The 16750-nt window shown below is 72.8% G+C and carries 18 protein-coding genes and 3 tRNA genes; 13 read left to right on the top strand and 8 right to left on the bottom strand.

All coding sequences use genetic code 11. The features are described 5' to 3' along the window. Positions 1-58: 58 nt before the first annotated feature. Positions 59-1363, bottom strand: a complete 1305-nt coding sequence (locus tag MTP10_RS20280) for an MFS transporter (RefSeq protein ID WP_310711059.1) — start codon at positions 1361-1363, stop codon at positions 59-61. 84 nt (positions 1364-1447) lie between these two features. Here MTP10_RS20280 and MTP10_RS20275 point away from each other — a divergent pair, with 84 nt between their 5' ends. The 5 genes from MTP10_RS20275 to MTP10_RS20255 all read left to right on the top strand — a co-directional run bounded on the left by MTP10_RS20275 (position 1448) and on the right by MTP10_RS20255 (position 5539). Beyond that, positions 1448-2185, top strand: coding sequence for a GntR family transcriptional regulator (locus MTP10_RS20275; RefSeq protein WP_397334484.1), 738 nt, complete (start codon positions 1448-1450; stop codon positions 2183-2185). 9 nt (positions 2186-2194) lie between these two features. After that, entirely contained in the window at positions 2195-2557 is a 363-nt protein-coding gene (locus tag MTP10_RS20270) for a DUF2203 domain-containing protein (RefSeq protein WP_310711057.1), read from the top strand. Between the two features lie 83 nt (positions 2558-2640). After that, positions 2641-3663 carry a hypothetical protein gene (locus tag MTP10_RS20265; RefSeq protein WP_310711056.1) on the top strand — a complete coding sequence of 341 codons (1023 nt, stop codon included), beginning with the start codon at positions 2641-2643 and terminating at the stop codon, positions 3661-3663. A 5-nt stretch (positions 3664-3668) separates the two neighbouring features. Further along, positions 3669-4757, top strand: a complete 1089-nt coding sequence (locus MTP10_RS20260; protein ID WP_310711055.1) for a hypothetical protein — start codon at positions 3669-3671, stop codon at positions 4755-4757. A gap of 44 nt (positions 4758-4801) precedes the next feature. Then, positions 4802-5539: a CGNR zinc finger domain-containing protein gene (locus tag MTP10_RS20255; protein WP_310711054.1), complete on the top strand. Its 738-nt coding sequence runs from the start codon at positions 4802-4804 to the stop codon at positions 5537-5539. Here MTP10_RS20255 and MTP10_RS20250 read toward each other — a convergent pair. After that, complete coding sequence (locus tag MTP10_RS20250) at positions 5479-6768, bottom strand: MFS transporter (RefSeq protein ID WP_310711053.1); 1290 nt, start codon at positions 6766-6768, stop codon at positions 5479-5481. The genes MTP10_RS20255 and MTP10_RS20250 overlap by 61 nt on opposite strands. 217 nt (positions 6769-6985) lie before the next feature. On the opposite strand from MTP10_RS20250, the gene MTP10_RS20245 reads away from it, so the two are divergent. After that, on the top strand, positions 6986-7615 hold the full coding sequence (locus MTP10_RS20245; protein ID WP_310711052.1) for an alpha-ketoglutarate-dependent dioxygenase AlkB: 630 nt from the start codon (positions 6986-6988) through the stop codon (positions 7613-7615). A 25-nt stretch (positions 7616-7640) separates the two neighbouring features. On the opposite strand, the gene MTP10_RS20240 is transcribed toward MTP10_RS20245, so the two are convergent. Beyond that, positions 7641-8606, bottom strand: coding sequence for an AraC family transcriptional regulator (locus MTP10_RS20240; RefSeq protein ID WP_310711051.1), 966 nt, complete (start codon positions 8604-8606; stop codon positions 7641-7643). A 41-nt stretch (positions 8607-8647) separates the two neighbouring features. Between MTP10_RS20240 and MTP10_RS20235 the strand changes: the two genes are divergently transcribed. Continuing rightward, positions 8648-9448: a phytanoyl-CoA dioxygenase family protein gene (locus MTP10_RS20235; RefSeq protein ID WP_310711050.1), complete on the top strand. Its 801-nt coding sequence runs from the start codon at positions 8648-8650 to the stop codon at positions 9446-9448. Between the two features lie 91 nt (positions 9449-9539). On the opposite strand, the gene dusB is transcribed toward MTP10_RS20235, so the two are convergent. Then, positions 9540-10649, bottom strand: coding sequence for a tRNA dihydrouridine synthase DusB (gene dusB, locus MTP10_RS20230; protein WP_310711049.1), 1110 nt, complete (start codon positions 10647-10649; stop codon positions 9540-9542). A gap of 83 nt (positions 10650-10732) precedes the next feature. On the opposite strand from dusB, the gene MTP10_RS20225 reads away from it, so the two are divergent. The 4 genes from MTP10_RS20225 to MTP10_RS20210 all read left to right on the top strand — a co-directional run bounded on the left by MTP10_RS20225 (position 10733) and on the right by MTP10_RS20210 (position 11674). Beyond that, positions 10733-11368: an ACT domain-containing protein gene (locus tag MTP10_RS20225; protein ID WP_310711048.1), complete on the top strand. Its 636-nt coding sequence runs from the start codon at positions 10733-10735 to the stop codon at positions 11366-11368. A 71-nt stretch (positions 11369-11439) separates the two neighbouring features. Then, positions 11440-11511, top strand: a tRNA-Gly gene (locus tag MTP10_RS20220). 13 nt (positions 11512-11524) lie between these two features. Continuing rightward, a tRNA-Cys gene (locus tag MTP10_RS20215) sits at positions 11525-11598 on the top strand. Position 11599: 1 nt separating this feature from the next. Then, positions 11600-11674 (top strand) — tRNA-Val (locus MTP10_RS20210). Between the two features lie 131 nt (positions 11675-11805). On the opposite strand, the gene MTP10_RS20205 is transcribed toward MTP10_RS20210, so the two are convergent. Both MTP10_RS20205 and MTP10_RS20200 read right to left on the bottom strand, forming a co-directional pair. Further along, a complete protein-coding gene (locus MTP10_RS20205; protein WP_310711047.1) occupies positions 11806-12492 on the bottom strand; it encodes a cytidylate kinase family protein in 687 nt (228 codons plus the stop codon). Positions 12493-12610: 118 nt separating this feature from the next. Continuing rightward, positions 12611-12970 (bottom strand): MerR family transcriptional regulator, encoded by a 360-nt coding sequence (locus tag MTP10_RS20200; RefSeq protein ID WP_310711046.1) that lies wholly within the window; start codon positions 12968-12970, stop codon positions 12611-12613. 64 nt (positions 12971-13034) lie between these two features. Here MTP10_RS20200 and MTP10_RS20195 point away from each other — a divergent pair, with 64 nt between their 5' ends. Next, on the top strand, positions 13035-13364 hold the full coding sequence (locus tag MTP10_RS20195) for a putative quinol monooxygenase (protein WP_310711045.1): 330 nt from the start codon (positions 13035-13037) through the stop codon (positions 13362-13364). A 153-nt stretch (positions 13365-13517) separates the two neighbouring features. Then, complete coding sequence (gene bla / locus MTP10_RS20190; protein ID WP_310711044.1) at positions 13518-14501, top strand: class A beta-lactamase; 984 nt, start codon at positions 13518-13520, stop codon at positions 14499-14501. A 28-nt stretch (positions 14502-14529) separates the two neighbouring features. On the opposite strand, the gene MTP10_RS20185 is transcribed toward bla, so the two are convergent. Continuing rightward, positions 14530-15423 carry an NAD(P)-dependent oxidoreductase gene (locus MTP10_RS20185; protein ID WP_310711043.1) on the bottom strand — a complete coding sequence of 298 codons (894 nt, stop codon included), beginning with the start codon at positions 15421-15423 and terminating at the stop codon, positions 14530-14532. A 113-nt stretch (positions 15424-15536) separates the two neighbouring features. After that, the gene (locus tag MTP10_RS20180) at positions 15537-16715 is read right to left on the bottom strand and encodes an ROK family transcriptional regulator (RefSeq protein ID WP_310711042.1); all 1179 of its coding nucleotides are present in this window, start codon (positions 16713-16715) and stop codon (positions 15537-15539) included. Positions 16716-16750 lie beyond the last annotated feature (35 nt).

Here is a 16750-nt window from a genome sequence, read left to right as displayed (position 1 = left end):
CGCCGCCCGCGGTTTCGCGGCGGTTGGGGGAGTACGGGCCTGTCAGGGACAGGGGACGTCAGGTGCGCTGGGCAAGGCCCTCGGGGCGGTGCAGGTCGAGGTTGCGGGTCTCCGGCGCGATGGCCAGGCCCACGGCCGTGATGGCCAGCGCGACGAGCACGTACACCGACACGGCGAGCGTCGTGCCGTACGCGTCGAGCAGCTTGAGCGCGACGATCGGCGCGATCGCGCCGCCCACGATCCCGGCCACCTGGTAGCCCATGGAGGCCCCGCTGTAGCGCAGCCGGGTGCTGAACAACTCGGCGATGAACGCCGCCTGCGGCCCGTACATGGCGGCGTGGGTGATCAGCGCGACGACCGCGGCGAGCGCGATGAGCGGGAACGAGCGCGTGTCGAGCAGCGGGAAGAAGACGAAGACCCAGATCGCCGCGCCGATGACCCCCGCCAGGTAGACGGGGCGCCGGCCGAGGCGGTCGGACAGGGCGCCGAAGAACGGGATCATTCCCAGTTGCAGGGCGGAGGCGATGAGGACGGCGTTCAGCCCGACGGAGCGCGGGAGGCCGAGCCGGCCGGTCACGTAGACGAGGATGTAGACGGTGAAGGTGTAGAAGGCCACGTCCACGCCGATGCGGGCGGTGAAGGCCGACAGCAGCGCCCGCGGGTGCGTGCGCAGCACCTCGACCAGCGGCATCCGAGCCGTCTGACCCTGCTGCTCCAGCTCGGCGAACAGCGGCGACTCCGTCACCTTCAGCCGCACCCAGAGCCCGACGGCCACGAGCACACCCGACAGCAGGAACGGGATGCGCCAGCCCCACGACAGGAACGCCGCGTCCGACATCGTGGCCGACAGCAGCGTCAGCAGCGCCGTGGCCAGCACGAACCCGGCGGGCACGCCCACCTGGGGCCAGCTCGCGTTGAAGCCGCGGCGGCGGTCGTCGGCGTGCTCCAGCGACATGATGACCGCGCCGCCCCACTCGCCGCCCAGCCCGAACCCCTGGACGAACCGGAGCACGGCGAGGAGGACCGGGGCGGCGACGCCCACGGCGTGGTACCCGGGGAGCACGCCGATGAGGAACGTCGAGACGCCCATCAGGAGCAGGGTGACGACGAGGACCGTCTTGCGCCCGGCCCGGTCGCCGAAGTGGCCGAACACGATGCCGCCGAGCGGCCTGGCGATGAACGCCACGGCGTTGGTGGTCAGGGCGAGCAGGGTGGCGTTGAGGGGATCGAAGGTCGGGAAGAACAGCTTGCCGAAGACCAGCGTCGCCGCGGTCGTGTAGAGGAAGAAGTCGTACCACTCCAGTGACGTGCCGACCAGGCTGGCGACGATCACCCGCCGGGCCTGTGAGGTGGAGCCTGCCATCGCGTCGCTCCCCACGGATTTGAAGGGCTTTTTATCAACGTAAGGATCGTTGAACAATTCGACAAGGGGTTTGTTCCATGATTAATTGGCACCGTGGACGACGGGGTTGCTGATCTCGAACGGGACCGTTCGCGCCTGGGGCGCAGCAGCACGGCCGAGCGCGTGGCCGACATCCTGCGCGACCGCATCAGCGAGGGCTTCTTCGAGCCCGGCCAGCGCCTGTCGGAGGAGTCGATCTCCGAGGCGCTCGGCGTCTCGCGCAACACGCTGCGGGAGGCGTTCCGGCTGCTCAGCCACGAGCGGCTGCTGTACCACCGGCTCAACCGGGGGGTGTTCGTGCGGATCCTGTCGGCAGAGGACGTCGCGGACCTCTACCGCGTGCGCCGCGTCATCGAGGGCGCGGCGGTCCGGCGCGCCCCCACCCCGAAGGCGCTGCGGCTGATCAGGGAGGCCGTCGCCGACGCCGAGCGGGCCGCCGCGAGCGATGACTGGCGCGCCGTCGGCACCGCCAACATCCGCTTCCACCAGGCGCTCGTCACGCTCAACCAGAGTCCCAGGCTCGACGAGGCCATGTGCCAGCTCCTGGCCGAGCTGCGGCTCGTCTTCCACGTCATGAAGAACCCGCGCACCTTCCACGAGCCGTTCGTCGAGCGCAACCGCCGGCTGCTGGAGCTGCTGGAGGCCGGCCGGCCGGACGAGGCGGCGTCCTTCCTCGACGCCTATCTCGACCACGCCGAGCGGCTCCTCGTCGACGCCTACGAACCGGCCTACGAGCCCAACTCGTCCACGCCCACGGGCCCGGTCCACGGGCGCAACCGTTAGCGTGCCGTGATGGACAGGATCTTCACACCCGGCGAGGCACGCGAACTGCTCCCCGCGATCATCGAGGAGGCCGGCGCGCTCGTCGCCGCCCGCGCCGACATGACCGAGATCGCCCACGACCGGCGCACCTCCGGGTCGTCGGCCCTCGGCGGGATCCCCGAGCTCAAGGCGCTGGAGGCGCGCATCGAGGACATCCTGAGCGGCTGGGCCGGCCGGGGCCTGGAGATCAAGGGCATCGCGCCGGTCCTGCTCGACTTCCCGGCCGTGCTCGACGGCGTGTCGGTACGGCTGTGCTGGATCGAGGGGGAGACGGCGCTCGGCTGGTACCACCGCACCGACCTCGGCTTCGCCGGGCGGCGGCCGCTGGCGTAGCGGCGTCCGCGGTCGTGGCCGAGCTGTGACCAACCGCAGTCCCCGTGCCGGTATCTAACCCGGTGAACGGAAGGAACACCGACATGGGGCACATTTCAGCATCCGCCGCATTACTGGCCGCGGCGGTCATCGGAGGGGCGGCACTGGCGCCGCCCCCCGCCCACGCCACCACCCCCGCGACGACCGCCACCACCGCCTCTCCGGCGGCGCGGGCGGCGTGGATCCCCTCCTGCGAGAGCCCGAAGAGCGGCGACACCCGCGCCTGCGGCCACTGGCGGCTGCTCATGGGCGACGGCCGCACGCTCACCGTCCGCGACGCCGCCACCCACCGGACCAGCGCCAAGGGCCGGACGCTCTCCGACGAGGGCCGGTTCGCGGTCAGCGGGGACGGCCGCGTCATCGCCTACGAGCGCGCCCGCGACCACCGCCTCGTCGTACGGCGGTCGAGCGGCGGCCCCGTCACGGAGCTGCCCCGGTCGCTCGTCCCCCGGGGGAGCGGCACCGACGACGTGTGGCTCGCCCTCTCACCGGCCGGCGACCGGCTCCTGGTGAGCCACTCCGACGACCCGGTCCGCCTGCCCGGCAAGATCGTCACGGTCGCCACCGGGAAGGTCACCGAGCTGCCCGCCTCCGACGAGCTCCTCGGATTCAGCGGCGACGGCGACGAGGTGCTGGCCCGCCGCGACGCCGGCGACAACACCACCACACTCGTCGCCCACCGGCTCGACGGCACCGTCGTCAAGCGGACGCCGCCGCAGGTGGTGGCCAACGCCAGTGTCCTCGCCCTGGCCGCCGACGGCAGGACCGTCGCGGTGCTGATCGACGGCGACACGGACCGGAAGCGGCCGCCGCGGCTGCGGATCTACGACCTGGAGAGCGGCGAGCTGCACGAGACGGTGAAGCTGGCGCTCAAGCCGTCCGCCTCGCCGTACCTGGCCCGCTGGACGGCCGACGGACGCCTCGTCCTGACGGTGGCGGCCAACGACGAGGGCAGGCCGGCGGTGGTACGGGTGCTCACCGCCGACCCCGAGACGGGCGCGGTCCGGCAGAACGACACGTACTCCATCGGCAGGAGCCGGTACGCCTTCTACGCGGCGGGAGAGTGACGGACATGAGCAACAGGAACGCCACGGGGCGCACGAAGCCCGAGAGCGGCAGGGGAACGCGCGCCACGGCGGGGGCCGCGGCGCTCGTCCTGGGACTGGCCGCCGTCCTGGCCGCGCCCGCGCAGGCCGCGCCCGCTAGCGCGCAGGCCGGGCCTGCGGCCGCTTGGGGGTCGCTGCAGGAGCCCCCGCACGCCCACCTGGCCCACGGGGAGGACAGCGTCCGGTACGTCTCGATCAAGGGCTGCCGGAAGAAGGACGACGTCCCGCGGCCGTGCGGCGGGTGGCGCGTCGTGATGCACAGCGGCGCGCGCGGCACGCTGCCCGACGCCCAGACGACCGCGCGTGACGCCAAGGGCAAGCCGGTGGAGGGCGTCGCCGCGCCGGTCGCCGTCAGCGGCGACGGCCGGCGGATCGCGTACTTCACCAAGAGCGGCCGCCTCGCCGTCCGAACCCTCGGGGGCGGGGTCAGGCTGCCGGCGGAGAACGCGCTGCCGAAGGCCGGCCCGGCGGAGACGGCCCTCCAGCTCTCGGACGACGGCTCCAGGCTCGCCGTGTCCTTCACCACCGAGAAGCCACGGGACACCCTGATCTTCGACACCGAGACCGGTGATCGGATCGGCACGATCCCGGCGGCGTACGAGCTGAAGGGCTTCAGCGCCGACGGTGGCGAGGTGCTCGCCGGGACGGAGGACGATGAGGGGACGCAGGTCCTGGTCGCCTACAGCGACGCGGGGCAGGAACTGGCCCGCGTCACGCCGCCGCAGCTCGTCGCGTCGAACGGCCCGCAGGCGCTGTCCGGCGACGGGCGCACGGTGGCGGCCGTCGTGCGCGGCTCCAAGCAGCAGCTGGCGCTGTACGACATGGTGAACGACCAGGTGACGGCGCGGCTGAAGGTGAAGCTGCCCGCCGGGGATGCCGAGATGGTCGACTGGACGGGGCCGTCGCAGGTCACGGTGCACCTGATGAGGTACCACGACACCAAGCCGACGTCGGTGACGATCGCGCAGATCGACTCCGGCACCGGCAAGGTGACGATCAGGGACACGTACACGCTGCTGAAGGACACGTTCGTCTTCGCCGCCTGCGGCGGGTGACGAAGAGGGCGGCGCGGTGGGGGAGGGGGGCATACGCTGCGGGCGTGAAGGTTCACTCCACCAAGGCGATGGCGGCGCGGGCGGTCGACCTGTGCGCGGTCCTGCTGTACGCGGGACCGCCCGGTGGACCGCCCGCGGGGATGCCCGCCGGGCCGGGCGCCGGGCCGTCCGCCGGGCCGTCCGTCGAGTCGGTGGCGGCGGTCCTGCGGGCCCACGGCGAGACGGTCGTCCCCGTCCACGGCGCCGGTCCCCTCCACGGCGCCGGTCCCCTCCACGGCGCCGGTCCCGTTCACGGCGCCGGTCCCGGGCCGGCCGGCGGAGACCTGCCGGTGGGCCGGGACGTGCCTGCCCAGCCGGTGAGTCCAGGGGTGGCGATGAGCCCGTACCTGGACGAGGACGACGTCGCCGCGATGCGGGAGGCGGCCGAGCGGCTGGTGGAGGTGCTCGCCGCGCCCGGCCCGGACGAGGCCGCCGGCCTGCTCAACCGGCTGCTGGCCGGCACCGCCCGGCCGCCCCGGCTCACCAGCCACGGCGGCACGAGCCCCTGGCATGTCCACGTGGACAGCCGCGACGACGCGCCGTGGGCGGAGTGGTTCCTGGCGTCGTCGGCGATGGCTCTGGCGGTCCTGCTGGCCGAGCACCAGAGGGTGCCCGGCGGGCTGTGCGCCTCACCCGGCTGCCGCCGGCCGTACCTGGACCTGGGGGGCGGCAGCCCGCGCCGCTACTGCAGCGCCCGCTGCGCCCCCCGCGAACGCGTCGCCGCCCACCGCTCCCGCGCCTGACCGCCCCGGTTCTCCGCTCCGGTCGGGGGACCGGAGGGGCGGGACGTGCGTGACAGCAGCGCGTACCCGCCCACGGCCGCCAGCTGGAGCGCCGCCCCCACCAGCAGGGCCGTGCCCACGTCGTGCCCCACCAGTGGGCCCGCCACCGCGGACCCCGCCGCGAAAGATGTGATCTTGAGGCTGGCGCCCGTGGTGAAGATCTGGCTCCGCCGCTCCGCCGGCGCCTCGCGGTGCCGTACCGACAGCAAGGCCGTGAGCTGCGGCCCCTCCGCCACGCCCGCGAGCGCCGCGGCGAGCACCGCCACCCCGAACGCCCCCGTGAACGGTCCGGGCCGTGCCGCCGCCAGGTGCGGCGCGACGGCGGCGAGCGCGAGCGCCGCGCCGAGGAGCAGCGTCGCGCAGACCAGGATCGTGTCGGGGGAGGGCGACGTGCTCCGCCGCCGGGCCAGCAGGGCGTTGGTGGCCAGCGCGCCCCCGGCGGTCACGGCCAGCAGCAGCGCCCCGTACGCCGCCCCGCCCGCCAGCACGCCACCGAGCAGTGGCGCCCCGACCACGAACATCGGCACGCCGGCGTAGGAGACCATCGAGGTCACGGTCGCCCGGCGGAGGGGCGCGTTCCGGCCGATCGCCGTGAAACCGGCGGCCAGTTCCCGCCGGATGCCCTCGGTCCGGACCCCGCGCTCCGGACGGCCGGGCAGCCGGTACGCGATCGGGGCCGCCGCCACCATGAGCGCCAGCGACACCACCACCGCGCTCCGCCCGTCCCACGCGGCCGCGACCCCCGCCACCGCCGCCGGGCCGGTCAGCCCCGCGGCGTTGTAGCTGATCGCGTCGAGCGCGCTGGCCCGCTCCAGGCGTCCCGCCGGGACCAGGAGGGGCAGCTGGGCGGTCCAGCCGCCGGTCAGGGCGGGCCCGAGCACGCCCGCGAGCACGGCCACCCCGATCAGCGCGGCGTCGGGCACGTGGCCCAGGCCGAGCAGCACGACCAGCAGGCCCCCGGTGTAGCCGAGCAGGCAGCCGGCGAGCATCCTGCCCGGGCGTAAGGCGCGGTCGAGCAGCACCCCGAGCAGGGGTCCGCCGATCGCGGCCGACGCGGTGAGCCCGGCCAGCAGCCACGACGCGACCACCGGCGATCCGGTCAGGGCGAGTCCGGCCACGAGCAGGGCGGGACCGGACATCTCGTCTCCGGTCCGGGCCGTGATCGCGCCGAACATGTAACGGGCTATCATCAAAGAGACGTTACAGCGTGGCCTGCGGTGCCGGGAAGGGGGCGGTCAGCCGTCCGTGTCGTGGACCCACCGTTCGGTGAAGAGGCGGGGGCGGCCGGGTGTGGCGGGCCCATGCCGGCCGACGACGGCAGCCGTCCCTTCCGGTGGATGTCCGGTGGATGTCCCGCAGGAGGGGTGAGTCGAATGGATGTTTGAAGATGGGCATACACTCGGCGGCATGAGGGGTGTTTTCCAGGCGTCCCTGCTGGGGCTGGACGAGGACGTCGCCGTCGGCCCGCTCGGCTCCACGGTGCGCCGGACGCGGCTCGACCACGGCGCGTGGATCGACGTGCGGCCGGGCTGGCTGTCGGGCGCGGACACGCTGTTCGAGCGGCTGGCGGAGCGCGTGCCGTGGCGGGGCGAGCGGCGGCGGATGTACGACAAGGTGGTCGACGTCCCGCGGTTGCTGAAGTTCTACGACGAGGGCGAGCGGCTGCCCGACCCGGTGCTCGACGACGCCCTGCGCGAGCTCGACGCCCACTACGAGGAGGAGCTCGGCGAGCCGTTCCGCACGGCGGGACTCTGCTACTACCGTGACGGCCGCGACAGCGTGGCCTGGCACGGCGACACCATCGGCAGAGGCAGCACCGAGGACACCATGGTCGCCATCATCTCGGTCGGCACCCCGCGGCCCCTGCTGCTGCGCCCGCGCGGCGGCGGGCACTCCATCCGCCACGACCTGGGCCACGGCGACCTCATCGTGATGGGGGGAAGCTGCCAGCGCACCTGGGAGCACGCCGTGCCGAAGACCACAAGGCCCACGGGACCGCGCATCAGCATCCAGTTCAGGCCGCGCGGGGTCCGCTGACCGGGCGTCTCCGGCGCTCGTGGGCTCAGATTTCGGTGGTGTGCGGGACCTGCCGGCTCAGCCGGTACGCGCGGGGCGGCAGGCCGTACTCCTGCCGGAACGCCCGGCTGAAGTGGAACGGGCTGACGAAGCCGGAGGCCGCTGCGACCTGGCCGACGTCCATGTCGGTGGCCTCCAGCAGCCGGGCCGCGTGCCGTACCCGGGCCTGCCGGACGGCCCGCATCGGCGGCGTGCCCGTCTCGGCCGTGAAGAGGTGGGCGAAGCGCGACGGCGACAGCGCGACGGCGCGCGCCAGCGAGGCGACCGAGTGAGGGGCGCCCGGCTCGGCGGCGATCAGCGCGAGCGCGCGGCCCACCCTCGGGTCGCCGCCCTTCCCGTCGCCGCTCTCCTCGCCGGGGTGGCGGGCGGAGGCGGTGGCCAGGACCAGCACCTCCTCGACCGCGCCGAGCACCAGCTCCCGCGCCGCCGCCGACCCCGCCACAGCCGCCCCCGCAACAGTCGCCCCGGCCGCCGCGACCCCGGCGTCCGTGCCTGAGGGCGCCGCCGCCGTGGAAGCGGCCACCGAGACGGCACCGGCCGGGGGAAGCCAGCGGGAGTCGCGCAGCGCCCGCCGGAACGCCTGGTCGAGCCGCTCGTGCAGCGCCCCCGGCACCCCTGCCACCAGATGGCACCCCGCCGCCCGCGCGTACGGCCCCAGCCATCCCGGCCACGACGGGCGCGGCTGGAAGTGCGCCCACCAGAACCGCCATCGCTCCGCCCCCGGCGCCACCCGGTAGTGCTGCGCCGCGCCCGCCGCCAGCACCACCAGGTCGCCCGGTCCGGCCGTGAACGACGCGCCGGCCTGCCCCCCCAGCCCCGCCCCCGCCTGCGTCCACATCACCAGCCAGCTCGGCGACCCGGCCGGCCGGCGGGTCGCGTACCCGGGCGCCCGGTCGAAGTGGCCGACGATGACCATCTCCGCGGCAGGAACGGACATGTCGTCAGCGGTCACGGGCATACCTTTCGACGGGTCGGGTTCCTAGCGTGAGAAGCATGACGCTCACCGCCTTCCACGGCCAGCTCGCCGCCTTCCACGACCGGGGGTACGCCGTCGTGCCCGGGCTCCTCGCCCCGGCCGAGGCCGCCGAGCTGCGCGACACGTTCATGGAGCTGCACGCCGGCGGCCCCATACCGGGACATTTCCAGCCCCAGCCGCAGGAGCCCGGCCGGCCGTACGACATCCTGCGCGACTACCCGCGGATCATGCACCCCCACCAGGTGAACGGTGTGGCCCTGCGCCGGCTCCTCGACCCGCGGATCGCGGCGATCCTGCGCGAGCTGCTGGGGGAGGAGCCGATAGCAGCCCAGAGCATGTTCTACTTCAAGCCGCCGGGCGCGCGCGGGCAGGCGCTGCACCAGGACAACTTCTACCTCCAGGTGGAGCCCGGCACCTGCGTGGCCGCCTGGATCGCCCTGGACCGCATCGACCGGGCGAACGGCGGCCTGGAGGTGGTGCCCGGCACGCACAAGATGGACCTGTTCTGCCCCGAGGAGGCCGACCTGGACGTGTCCTTCACCCGGGAGTACGTCCCGCCGCCGCCCGGCCTCGAACCCGTGCCGGTCGACATGGAGGCCGGTGACGTGCTCTTCTTCAACGGCAGCCTGGTCCACGGGTCCGGGCCGAACACCACGGCCGACCGGTTCAGGCGCAGCTTCATCTGCCACTACGCCGGCCGCTCCGCCGAGCGGATCTCCGTCCACTACCCGACGCTGACCATGTCCGGCGAGCCCGTCACGCTGGAGCCTGCGGTCGGCGGCGGCCCCTGCGGCACGGACGTCACCGGCCCCCACTGACCGGCCCCCACTGACCGGCCCCCACTGACCGGCCCCCACTGACCGGCTCTCACTGGCCGGCGGGGTCGCTGTTGAAAGGTCCGCGCGTCCGTCAGCCGCCGGAGATGTCCGACTCGGCGTCGTCGGGCACGACGCAGTCCCACGGGTCGTCCAGCCAGCCGTCCGGCAGCTGCACCTTGGTCCGCTCGCCCGACTTGCCGCGCGGGGTGTCGGTGTTGGGCGGCCACGGCTGGTCCTGCTCCAGCCTGGCCAGCCCGTCCCTGAGCTGGTCGAGCGATTCGGCCGTGGCCAGCTGCCGCCGCAGCTCGGCGCCGACCGTGAAGCCCTTGAGGTACCAGCCGACGTGCTTGCGGAAGTCGGCCACGGCGTAGCGCTCGAGGTCGAAGCACTCCACCAGACCCTCGGCGTGGCGGGCCATCATGGCCGCCACCTCGCCGAGATTCGGCCGCACTCGCTCCGGAACGCCGTCGAAGGCGTTCGCCAGGTCCCGGAACAGCCATGGCCGTCCCAGACAGCCGCGCCCCACGACCACGCCGTCACATCCTGTCTCGGCCACCATGAGCAGCGCGTCGTCGGCGCACCAGATGTCGCCGTTGCCGAGCACCGGGATCTCGGGGACGGCCTCCTTCAGCCGGGCGATCGCCTCCCAGTCGGCCACGCCGCCGTAGTGCTGCCTGGCCGTGCGCGCGTGCAGCGCGATCGCCGCGACCCCCTCCTCGACCGCGATGCGGCCGGCGTCGAGGTACGTCAGGTGGTCGTCGTCGATGCCCTTGCGCATCTTCATCGTCACGGGCAGGTGCCCCGCGTTCGCGACGGCCGCGCGCAGGATGCGCCGCAGCAGGTTGCGCTTGTACGGCAGGGCCGACCCGCCGCCGCGCCGGGTGACCTTGGGCACCGGGCAGCCGAAGTTCAGGTCGACGTGGTCGGCCAGGTCCTCCTCGGCGATCATCTTGACCGCCCGGCCCACCGTGTCGGGGTCGACGCCGTACAACTGGATGCTGCGCGGAGACTCCGACTCCGCGAACCTGATCATCCGAAGGGTCTTGGGGTTGCGCTCGACGAGCGCCCGCGTGGTGATCATCTCGCACACGAACAGCCCGGCGCCCTGCTCGCGGCAGAGTACCCGGAACGGCGCGTTCGTGATGCCCGCCATCGGCGCCAGCACGACGGGTGGCCACACTCCTATCGCCCCAATCTTCACCTGGACATTTGTAGCGCAGGTCGGACCATGACCGGTATTCGCCGATAGGCTGGGAACCGGCATCTTCGCAGGGGAGGGGACGAATGCTCCTTCGCGTCCGCATCGCGCTGCCCGACCGCCCGGGGGCGCTCGCCGAGGTCACGCGGGTGCTCGGCGCGGCCGGGGCCGACATCACCCAGGTCACCGTCCTCGACAGGGGCGCGGGCCAGGCCGTCGACGACATCACCGTGTTCTGCCCCGAGGACACGCCCAAGGACGCCCTGCGCAAGAGCCTGGAGGGCATCGACGGCGTGACGGTCGAGGGCCTGTGGACCACCCGCGAGGCGCCCGGCACCTACCCCGAGCTGGAGATCCTCAAGTACATCACCACGGCCGGCGACCGGGCCCTGACCACCCTCGTCGACTCGCTGCCCGTGCTGTTCAGCGCCGACTGGGCGGCCACGGCCGCCGAGCACGGCGTCCTGTACGCGAGCTGGCGGGCGCCGCAGAAGGTGCCGTTGCCGGAGGTCGTGCCGCCCCGGCCGGCGGCCGCCACGCTGGAGGGCGGCCTGCACGTCATCCACGCCCCGCTGCCGCCGCTCGCGCTCACCCTCCTGCTCGCCCGCTCCGACGGGCCGGCGTTCCACCGCATCGAGGTCCACCGGCTCACCCGCATCCTGGAGATCTTCCTCAGCCTCCCGGCCACGGAGCGCAGCGTGGTCCGGCAGCTCCGCAAGTAGCCGCCCCGCCGCTCGCCGGAGCGCGTGGAGTGAGCATTCACTCGAAAAACCCGCTAGAGTAGTCGGGCAACGCGGAAGTGGCTCAGTGGTAGAGCATCACCTTGCCAAGGTGAGGGTCGCGGGTTCGAATCCCGTCTTCCGCTCGGAGTTCGCCTCGGTGGAGTGGCCGAGAGGCGAGGCAGCGGCCTGCAAAGCCGTCCACACGGGTTCAAATCCCGTCTCCACCTCCAAGGACGATTAGCTCAGCGGGAGAGCGCTTCCCTGACACGGAAGAGGTCACTGGTTCAATCCCAGTATCGTCCACCACGCTCCAAAGCATGACGAAGCCCCAGCTCACGGCCTCCGCCGAGAGCCTGGGGCTTCTTGTTGTCCCGGGTTGATCATTGGTGTCCTCAGCACCGGTGCTGAAGGAGCAGTCGTCGAATCCTGTATACCGATCAGTTTGATCGGACTTCCCAGGACGGCCGGTGGAGCTGGTCGTTGTACACGATGATGTCGGCGTGATCGGTCGGGCGGGCCGTCGCGAAGTAGAGCTGTTGGGATGGGATGTAGCGGTTGCGCCAAGACCGTTCGATGTCGGTGGTGTCGGCGGCGGATCCGGCCAGCGCGTTGCCTCGGATCCGGGCGCGATCCACCGTCCGCTCGAACGGGACGGACACGAAGATGCGCAGGTCCCATCGGTCGATCAGCTCCGGGCGCAGGAGGAAGACGCCGTCGAAGAGCAGCACGGCGTCTGCGGGAGCGGTCATGACGGGCGGGGACAGTGGGGTGTCGGTGTCTCTGTCGTAGACCGCCTGTTGAAACCTTCGGTCTCCGCCTGGGCCGAGCGGGTCGAGCAGGACGCGGCACAGCGCGTCGTGGTCGTGGGCGTCGAAGTAGCAGCCTTCGGCCGAGTACTGGCCGCGTCGGTAGCGGTGTGCCCGGGGGAACAGGAAGTCATCGATCGTCGCGCGGATGATGTCGTGGCCCTGCGTACGGAGAACGGCGGCGAGTTCGTCGGCCAGCGTGGTCTTGCCGGCGGCCGGCGGCCCGTCGATGGCGACCCGCAGCGGGTGTGTGGTCGTGACGGACTCCGTCGCCTCGGCCAGCCGACCCATGAGGTCGCCGCGGCTGCCTTGGTCCATTGCTGCTGCACCTTGCCCTGGCTCGGTTTCGTGCCCGACGATGTGACGGCGGCGCCACACGCGGCGGTGGCACGGGTGGCCGGACGGCTCGGGGTGGCCCCGACGCGTGACGGCCGGTTCAGGCGGGGGTGAGTGCTCGGGTGGAGGCGTCGAGGATGTCGCCCAGAGCCGCGCGGGCTCGGGTGAGGTCGGCTATGCGGGAGTCCAGCTCGGCGTACTGGGTTCTGAGGTGGTCGAGTACGCAGGCCTGGAGCTCGGTGCCGTCACCGACGAAGCAGGGCATGAGCTCGCGGATGACCTTGGTAGGGAGGCCGGCGGCGAGCAGGGTGCGGATGCGGGCGACGATGGCGGGGGCCTCGGGATCGTAATGGCGGTGGCCGCCTTCGCTGCGGTGGGAGGTGAGCAGCCCCTGGGCCTCGTAGTAGCGGAGGAGACGTACGGCCACGTCCGTTTCGCGGGACAGCTCCCCGATCTTCATGTGACCCACCTCATACGGCAACGGCTTGAATCTCTCATCGATGTCACATCCTAACGTCGGTCACATGACGACGACTTCCCCTGCACCAGCGCCCGTTTCGCTCTACGGATTCCTGACCCCCAAGCCCGGACACGCCGACGAGTTCAGAAAGCTCCTGATGGACCTCGTCGAGCCGTCCCGGGGGCACGAGGGCAGCCTTCAGTACCACCTCCACGAGCAGGAGGACGGCCGCTTCTTCCTCTATGAGGTCTGGCGGTCACAGGAGGACCTCGACCGGCACAACGCGACCCCGCTGCTGCGCGCCTTCATGGATGAACTGCCCGAGCACATCGAAGGAGCGCCCGAGGCCTACTTCGGCGCGATGAGGAGTCCCTATCCGGCCATCGTGACCTGACCGGAGGAAGGCCTCGGCTTCACCTCGATGGATATCGAAATCCATATCGGTCGATCGTCCATATCGCTATTGGACATCACAGTGCGGCCTCTGGTCTGCTCTTCCCCGCACGAAGAACGGCGCGAAGACAGAACGAGAACGGGGAGAGTTCGCATGCGGCAGATCCACCACACCACCAGCAGACTCCGGACGAAGCTGGGGGCGTCCGTACTGGCGATCTCCACGGCGTTCGCCGGAGCCGCCTGGAGCGCGGGGCCGGCGACGGCCGATGCCCGGGTGGCGTTCACTCAGGCCACCACGCAGACCAGCGTTACGGGGGCGCGGGCCGACTTCCGTAAGGAACTGCGCGCACTGGAGGCCTCCTACCAGGGGCGCATCGGTGCGTTCGCGCTCGACACGGGCACCGGCAAGACCATCGCCTACCGGGCGCACGAGCGATTCCCCAGCCGGTCCACCTTCAAGGCGTTCGTGTGCGGCGCGATCCTGACCAAGGCGCGCACGACAGATCCGGGCCTGCTGGAGCGGACCCTCCACTGGACGCAGGACGACGTGGTCGTCGACTCCCCGATCACCGGTCTGAAGGAGAACGTCGAGAACGGCATGACCGTGGAGCGGCTGTGCCACGCGGCCATCACCGTCAGCGACAACACCGCGGGGAACCTGCTGCTCAAGCAGATCGGCGGCCCCTCCGGGCTGACGCGGTACTACCGGTCCCTGGGCGACCCGATCGGGCGGCTGGACCGCTGGGAGCCGGAGCTCAACGACTGGAAGCCGGGCGAGAAGCGGGACACCATCCTGCCCGCCCTGATGGCACGCAACCTCCAGAAGATCACCCTGGGCGGCGCCCTGACCGCCCAGGACAAGGAGCGGCTGAACGGCTGGCTGCGCGCCAGCGTCACCGGAACCAAGCGCATCCGCGCCGGGGTGCCCACGGACTGGACCGTCGGCGACAAGACCGGTGGCGGCGCCGGAGCGTACGCGCCCGGCAGCGACATCGCCGTCGTCTGGCCGACCTCCGGCGCGCCGCTGATCATCGCCGTCTACACCAACCGCACCGACCCGGACGCCGTGATGGACAACAGCGTCATCGCCAGGACCGCGACCGTGCTGGCGCGCGCGCTGGGCAGGATGCCGTAACCGGAGACAGGCCGTCCGGGGCCGGGAGTCAGCGGGCCTGAGCGTCGTCGTCGAAGCTGGCGTAGTAGGAGGCGGCCATGTCGTCGCCACCGTGACCCTGGGCGCCGGCGCGGCGGAAGCGTTCGGCGCCCGCCGCGGCCACGTCCAGCCGGACCCCGGCCCCCTCGCCCGCCTGCACGATCAGGCGGGCGTCCTTCTCCGCGGTGGCGACCGCGAAGCTGGGCGAGCTCAGGTCGCCACCCAGGATGAGCGCGGCCTTGGCCCGCAGATAGCCCATGTCCAGCGGGCCGCCCTCGACCGCGTCCAGCAGGCCCTGCGGGTCCACGCCGAGGCCCTTGGCCAGGGCGAGCGCCTCTGCCGTGCCGTGCGTGACGGTGAGCACCCAGCTGTTGATCACCAGCTTGAGGCGGGTCGCGCTCGCCTCCGCGCCGTCCTCGCCGGTCCAGACCGTACGGCTGCCGACGGCGTCGAAGACGGGCGCCACCGCGTCACGCGACCCGGCGGGACCCGCCGCCAGCACCACGAGTTGTCCCGCCTCGGCGGGCTGCCTGGTGCCGAGCACCGGGGCGTCGAAGAAGACCAGCCCGTGCTCGCGGGCGAAGGCGGACAGCTCGCCGAGCGCCTCGATCCCCGCGGTCGTCGACTGCGCCCACGCCGCCCCGGGACGCAGGGACGGGGCGGCCTGGCGCATCGCGTCCAGCGTGGCCGCGCCGTCGTACAGCACGGTCACGACGACGTCGGCGCCCTCCACCGCGTCGGCCGGCGTGCCGGCGACGTACGCCCCGTCGGCGGCGAGCGGCTCGGCCTTGGCGCGCGTCCGGTTCCACACGCGGACGCGGTGACCCGCCCGGGCGAGGTTGCGGGCCATGGCGGCTCCCATGATCCCGGTACCGAGAACGCTCACGGTGATGGCGTCGGCCATGACGGTGCCCTCCTGCTGCCGGTGTGGCGGTCGTTCGACCGTATCCGATGGCGCGGACGATCACCGTGAGGGGCTGCCACCGGTCGCCCCCTGGTCCCGGCGCCGGTGTCGCGTCAAGCCCCCGGCCCCGAGACCGGCTGGGGGAGGGGCAGGGCGGGGCCCGCGTGCGGGGTGAACAGGTGGCGGTCGAGGTGGTCGACCGCGTAGTCGATGGCGCCCATCACCACGCATTCGTCGCCCAGTGCCGACGCCCGTACCTCCGGCATGCGCAGGCACGCCCGCTCCAGGCGCTCGCGCAGCGGCCCCAGCAGCACGTCGGCCGAGCGGGAGAACCCGCCGCCGAGCACCACGACCTGCGGATCCAGCAGCAGCACCATGGCGGCCGTCCCCACCGCCAGGTCGTCCACGTACCGGCCGACGGCCGCCAGCGCCGCCGGGTCGCCGTCGCGTGCCGCCGCCAGCGTGAAGCCAGCCGCGTCCTCGCCGGGCGTGCCGGGTGGGACGACCTCGCAGGCGTTGAGGTGGTCGGGCGCGTCGTACCAGCGGGCCTCCGGCAGCATGACGATCTCGCCGGCGGCCGCGCCGAACCCCCGGTGCACCTTGCCGTCGATGATCAGCCCGGTGCCCATCCGCCGCCCCACGTGCAGGAACACCACGTCACGCGCCCCGCGCGCCGCGCCGCGCCGGGCCTCGGCGAGGGCTGCCAGGCGGCTGTCGTTCTCGACCAGCACCTCGCACGGGAACATGCGCGCCAGCTCACCCGCCAGGTCCAGGCCCGTCCAGGCCGGGATCGCCGCCGAGAACAGCACGCGGCCCTCGGGGGAGACGACGCCCGTGGTCCCGGCCGCCACCAGCCACAGGTCGGACGCGGTCCGGCCGCTGAGCGCCAGGCAGCCGGACACCGCGCGCTCGATCGCGGCCAGCCGCTCCTCCAGCGGGGCGTCGGGCCGTACGGGCTGGCGGGTCTCGGCGAGGATGTCGCCGTCCAGGTCGGAGAGCGCGGCCCGGATGTTGTGCCCGCCTATGTCCACCCCGACCAGATGACCGCAGTCGGCGCGGAAGCGGTAGCGGCGCGCCGGCCTGCCCATCGTGCCGGGGCTCGGCGGCACCTCCTCCACCCAGCCCAGCTGCGCCAGCTCGTCCACCACCTCCTTGGTGGACGGCCGGGACAGGCCCGTGCGCTCGGCCAGCGCCGACAGCGTGAGCGGCTCGCCGCCGCGCAGCGCCCTGATCGCGGTCAGCGCGTTGAGCTGCCTGAGCCGCGACAGGTCACCGCCGCGAACATCGGCCATCGCCGCTCCTAATGTAGGTCTCCTCTGTAACTGAC

This window comes from Nonomuraea sp. 3-1Str (assembly GCF_031570565.1).
Taxonomy (GTDB): domain Bacteria; phylum Actinomycetota; class Actinomycetes; order Streptosporangiales; family Streptosporangiaceae; genus Nonomuraea.
The sequence above is the reverse complement of the archived record's forward strand: the minus strand, read 5'-3'. Positions and strand labels throughout refer to the sequence as shown.

Bases quoted from the DNA above. Each gene is read 5' to 3' on its own strand.
- MTP10_RS20200 (WP_310711046.1), bottom strand. From the start codon at position 12,970: ATGAAGATCGGGGAGCTGTCCCGCGAAACGGACGTGGCCGTACGTCTC.
- MTP10_RS20195 (WP_310711045.1), top strand. From the start codon at position 13,035: ATGACGACGACTTCCCCTGCACCAGCGCCCGTTTCGCTCTACGGATTC.
- MTP10_RS20235 (WP_310711050.1), top strand. From the start codon at position 8,648: ATGACGCTCACCGCCTTCCACGGCCAGCTCGCCGCCTTCCACGACCGG.
- MTP10_RS20280 (WP_310711059.1), bottom strand. From the start codon at position 1,363: ATGGCAGGCTCCACCTCACAGGCCCGGCGGGTGATCGTCGCCAGCCTG.
- MTP10_RS20180 (WP_310711042.1), bottom strand. From the start codon at position 16,715: ATGGCCGATGTTCGCGGCGGTGACCTGTCGCGGCTCAGGCAGCTCAAC.
- MTP10_RS20185 (WP_310711043.1), bottom strand. From the start codon at position 15,423: ATGGCCGACGCCATCACCGTGAGCGTTCTCGGTACCGGGATCATGGGA.
- MTP10_RS20265 (WP_310711056.1), top strand. From the start codon at position 2,641: ATGGGGCACATTTCAGCATCCGCCGCATTACTGGCCGCGGCGGTCATC.
- MTP10_RS20225 (WP_310711048.1), top strand. From the start codon at position 10,733: ATGCTCCTTCGCGTCCGCATCGCGCTGCCCGACCGCCCGGGGGCGCTC.
- MTP10_RS20250 (WP_310711053.1), bottom strand. From the start codon at position 6,768: ATGATAGCCCGTTACATGTTCGGCGCGATCACGGCCCGGACCGGAGAC.
- MTP10_RS20245 (WP_310711052.1), top strand. From the start codon at position 6,986: ATGAGGGGTGTTTTCCAGGCGTCCCTGCTGGGGCTGGACGAGGACGTC.
- bla (WP_310711044.1), top strand. From the start codon at position 13,518: ATGCGGCAGATCCACCACACCACCAGCAGACTCCGGACGAAGCTGGGG.
- MTP10_RS20260 (WP_310711055.1), top strand. From the start codon at position 3,669: ATGAGCAACAGGAACGCCACGGGGCGCACGAAGCCCGAGAGCGGCAGG.
- MTP10_RS20270 (WP_310711057.1), top strand. From the start codon at position 2,195: ATGGACAGGATCTTCACACCCGGCGAGGCACGCGAACTGCTCCCCGCG.
- MTP10_RS20205 (WP_310711047.1), bottom strand. From the start codon at position 12,492: ATGGACCAAGGCAGCCGCGGCGACCTCATGGGTCGGCTGGCCGAGGCG.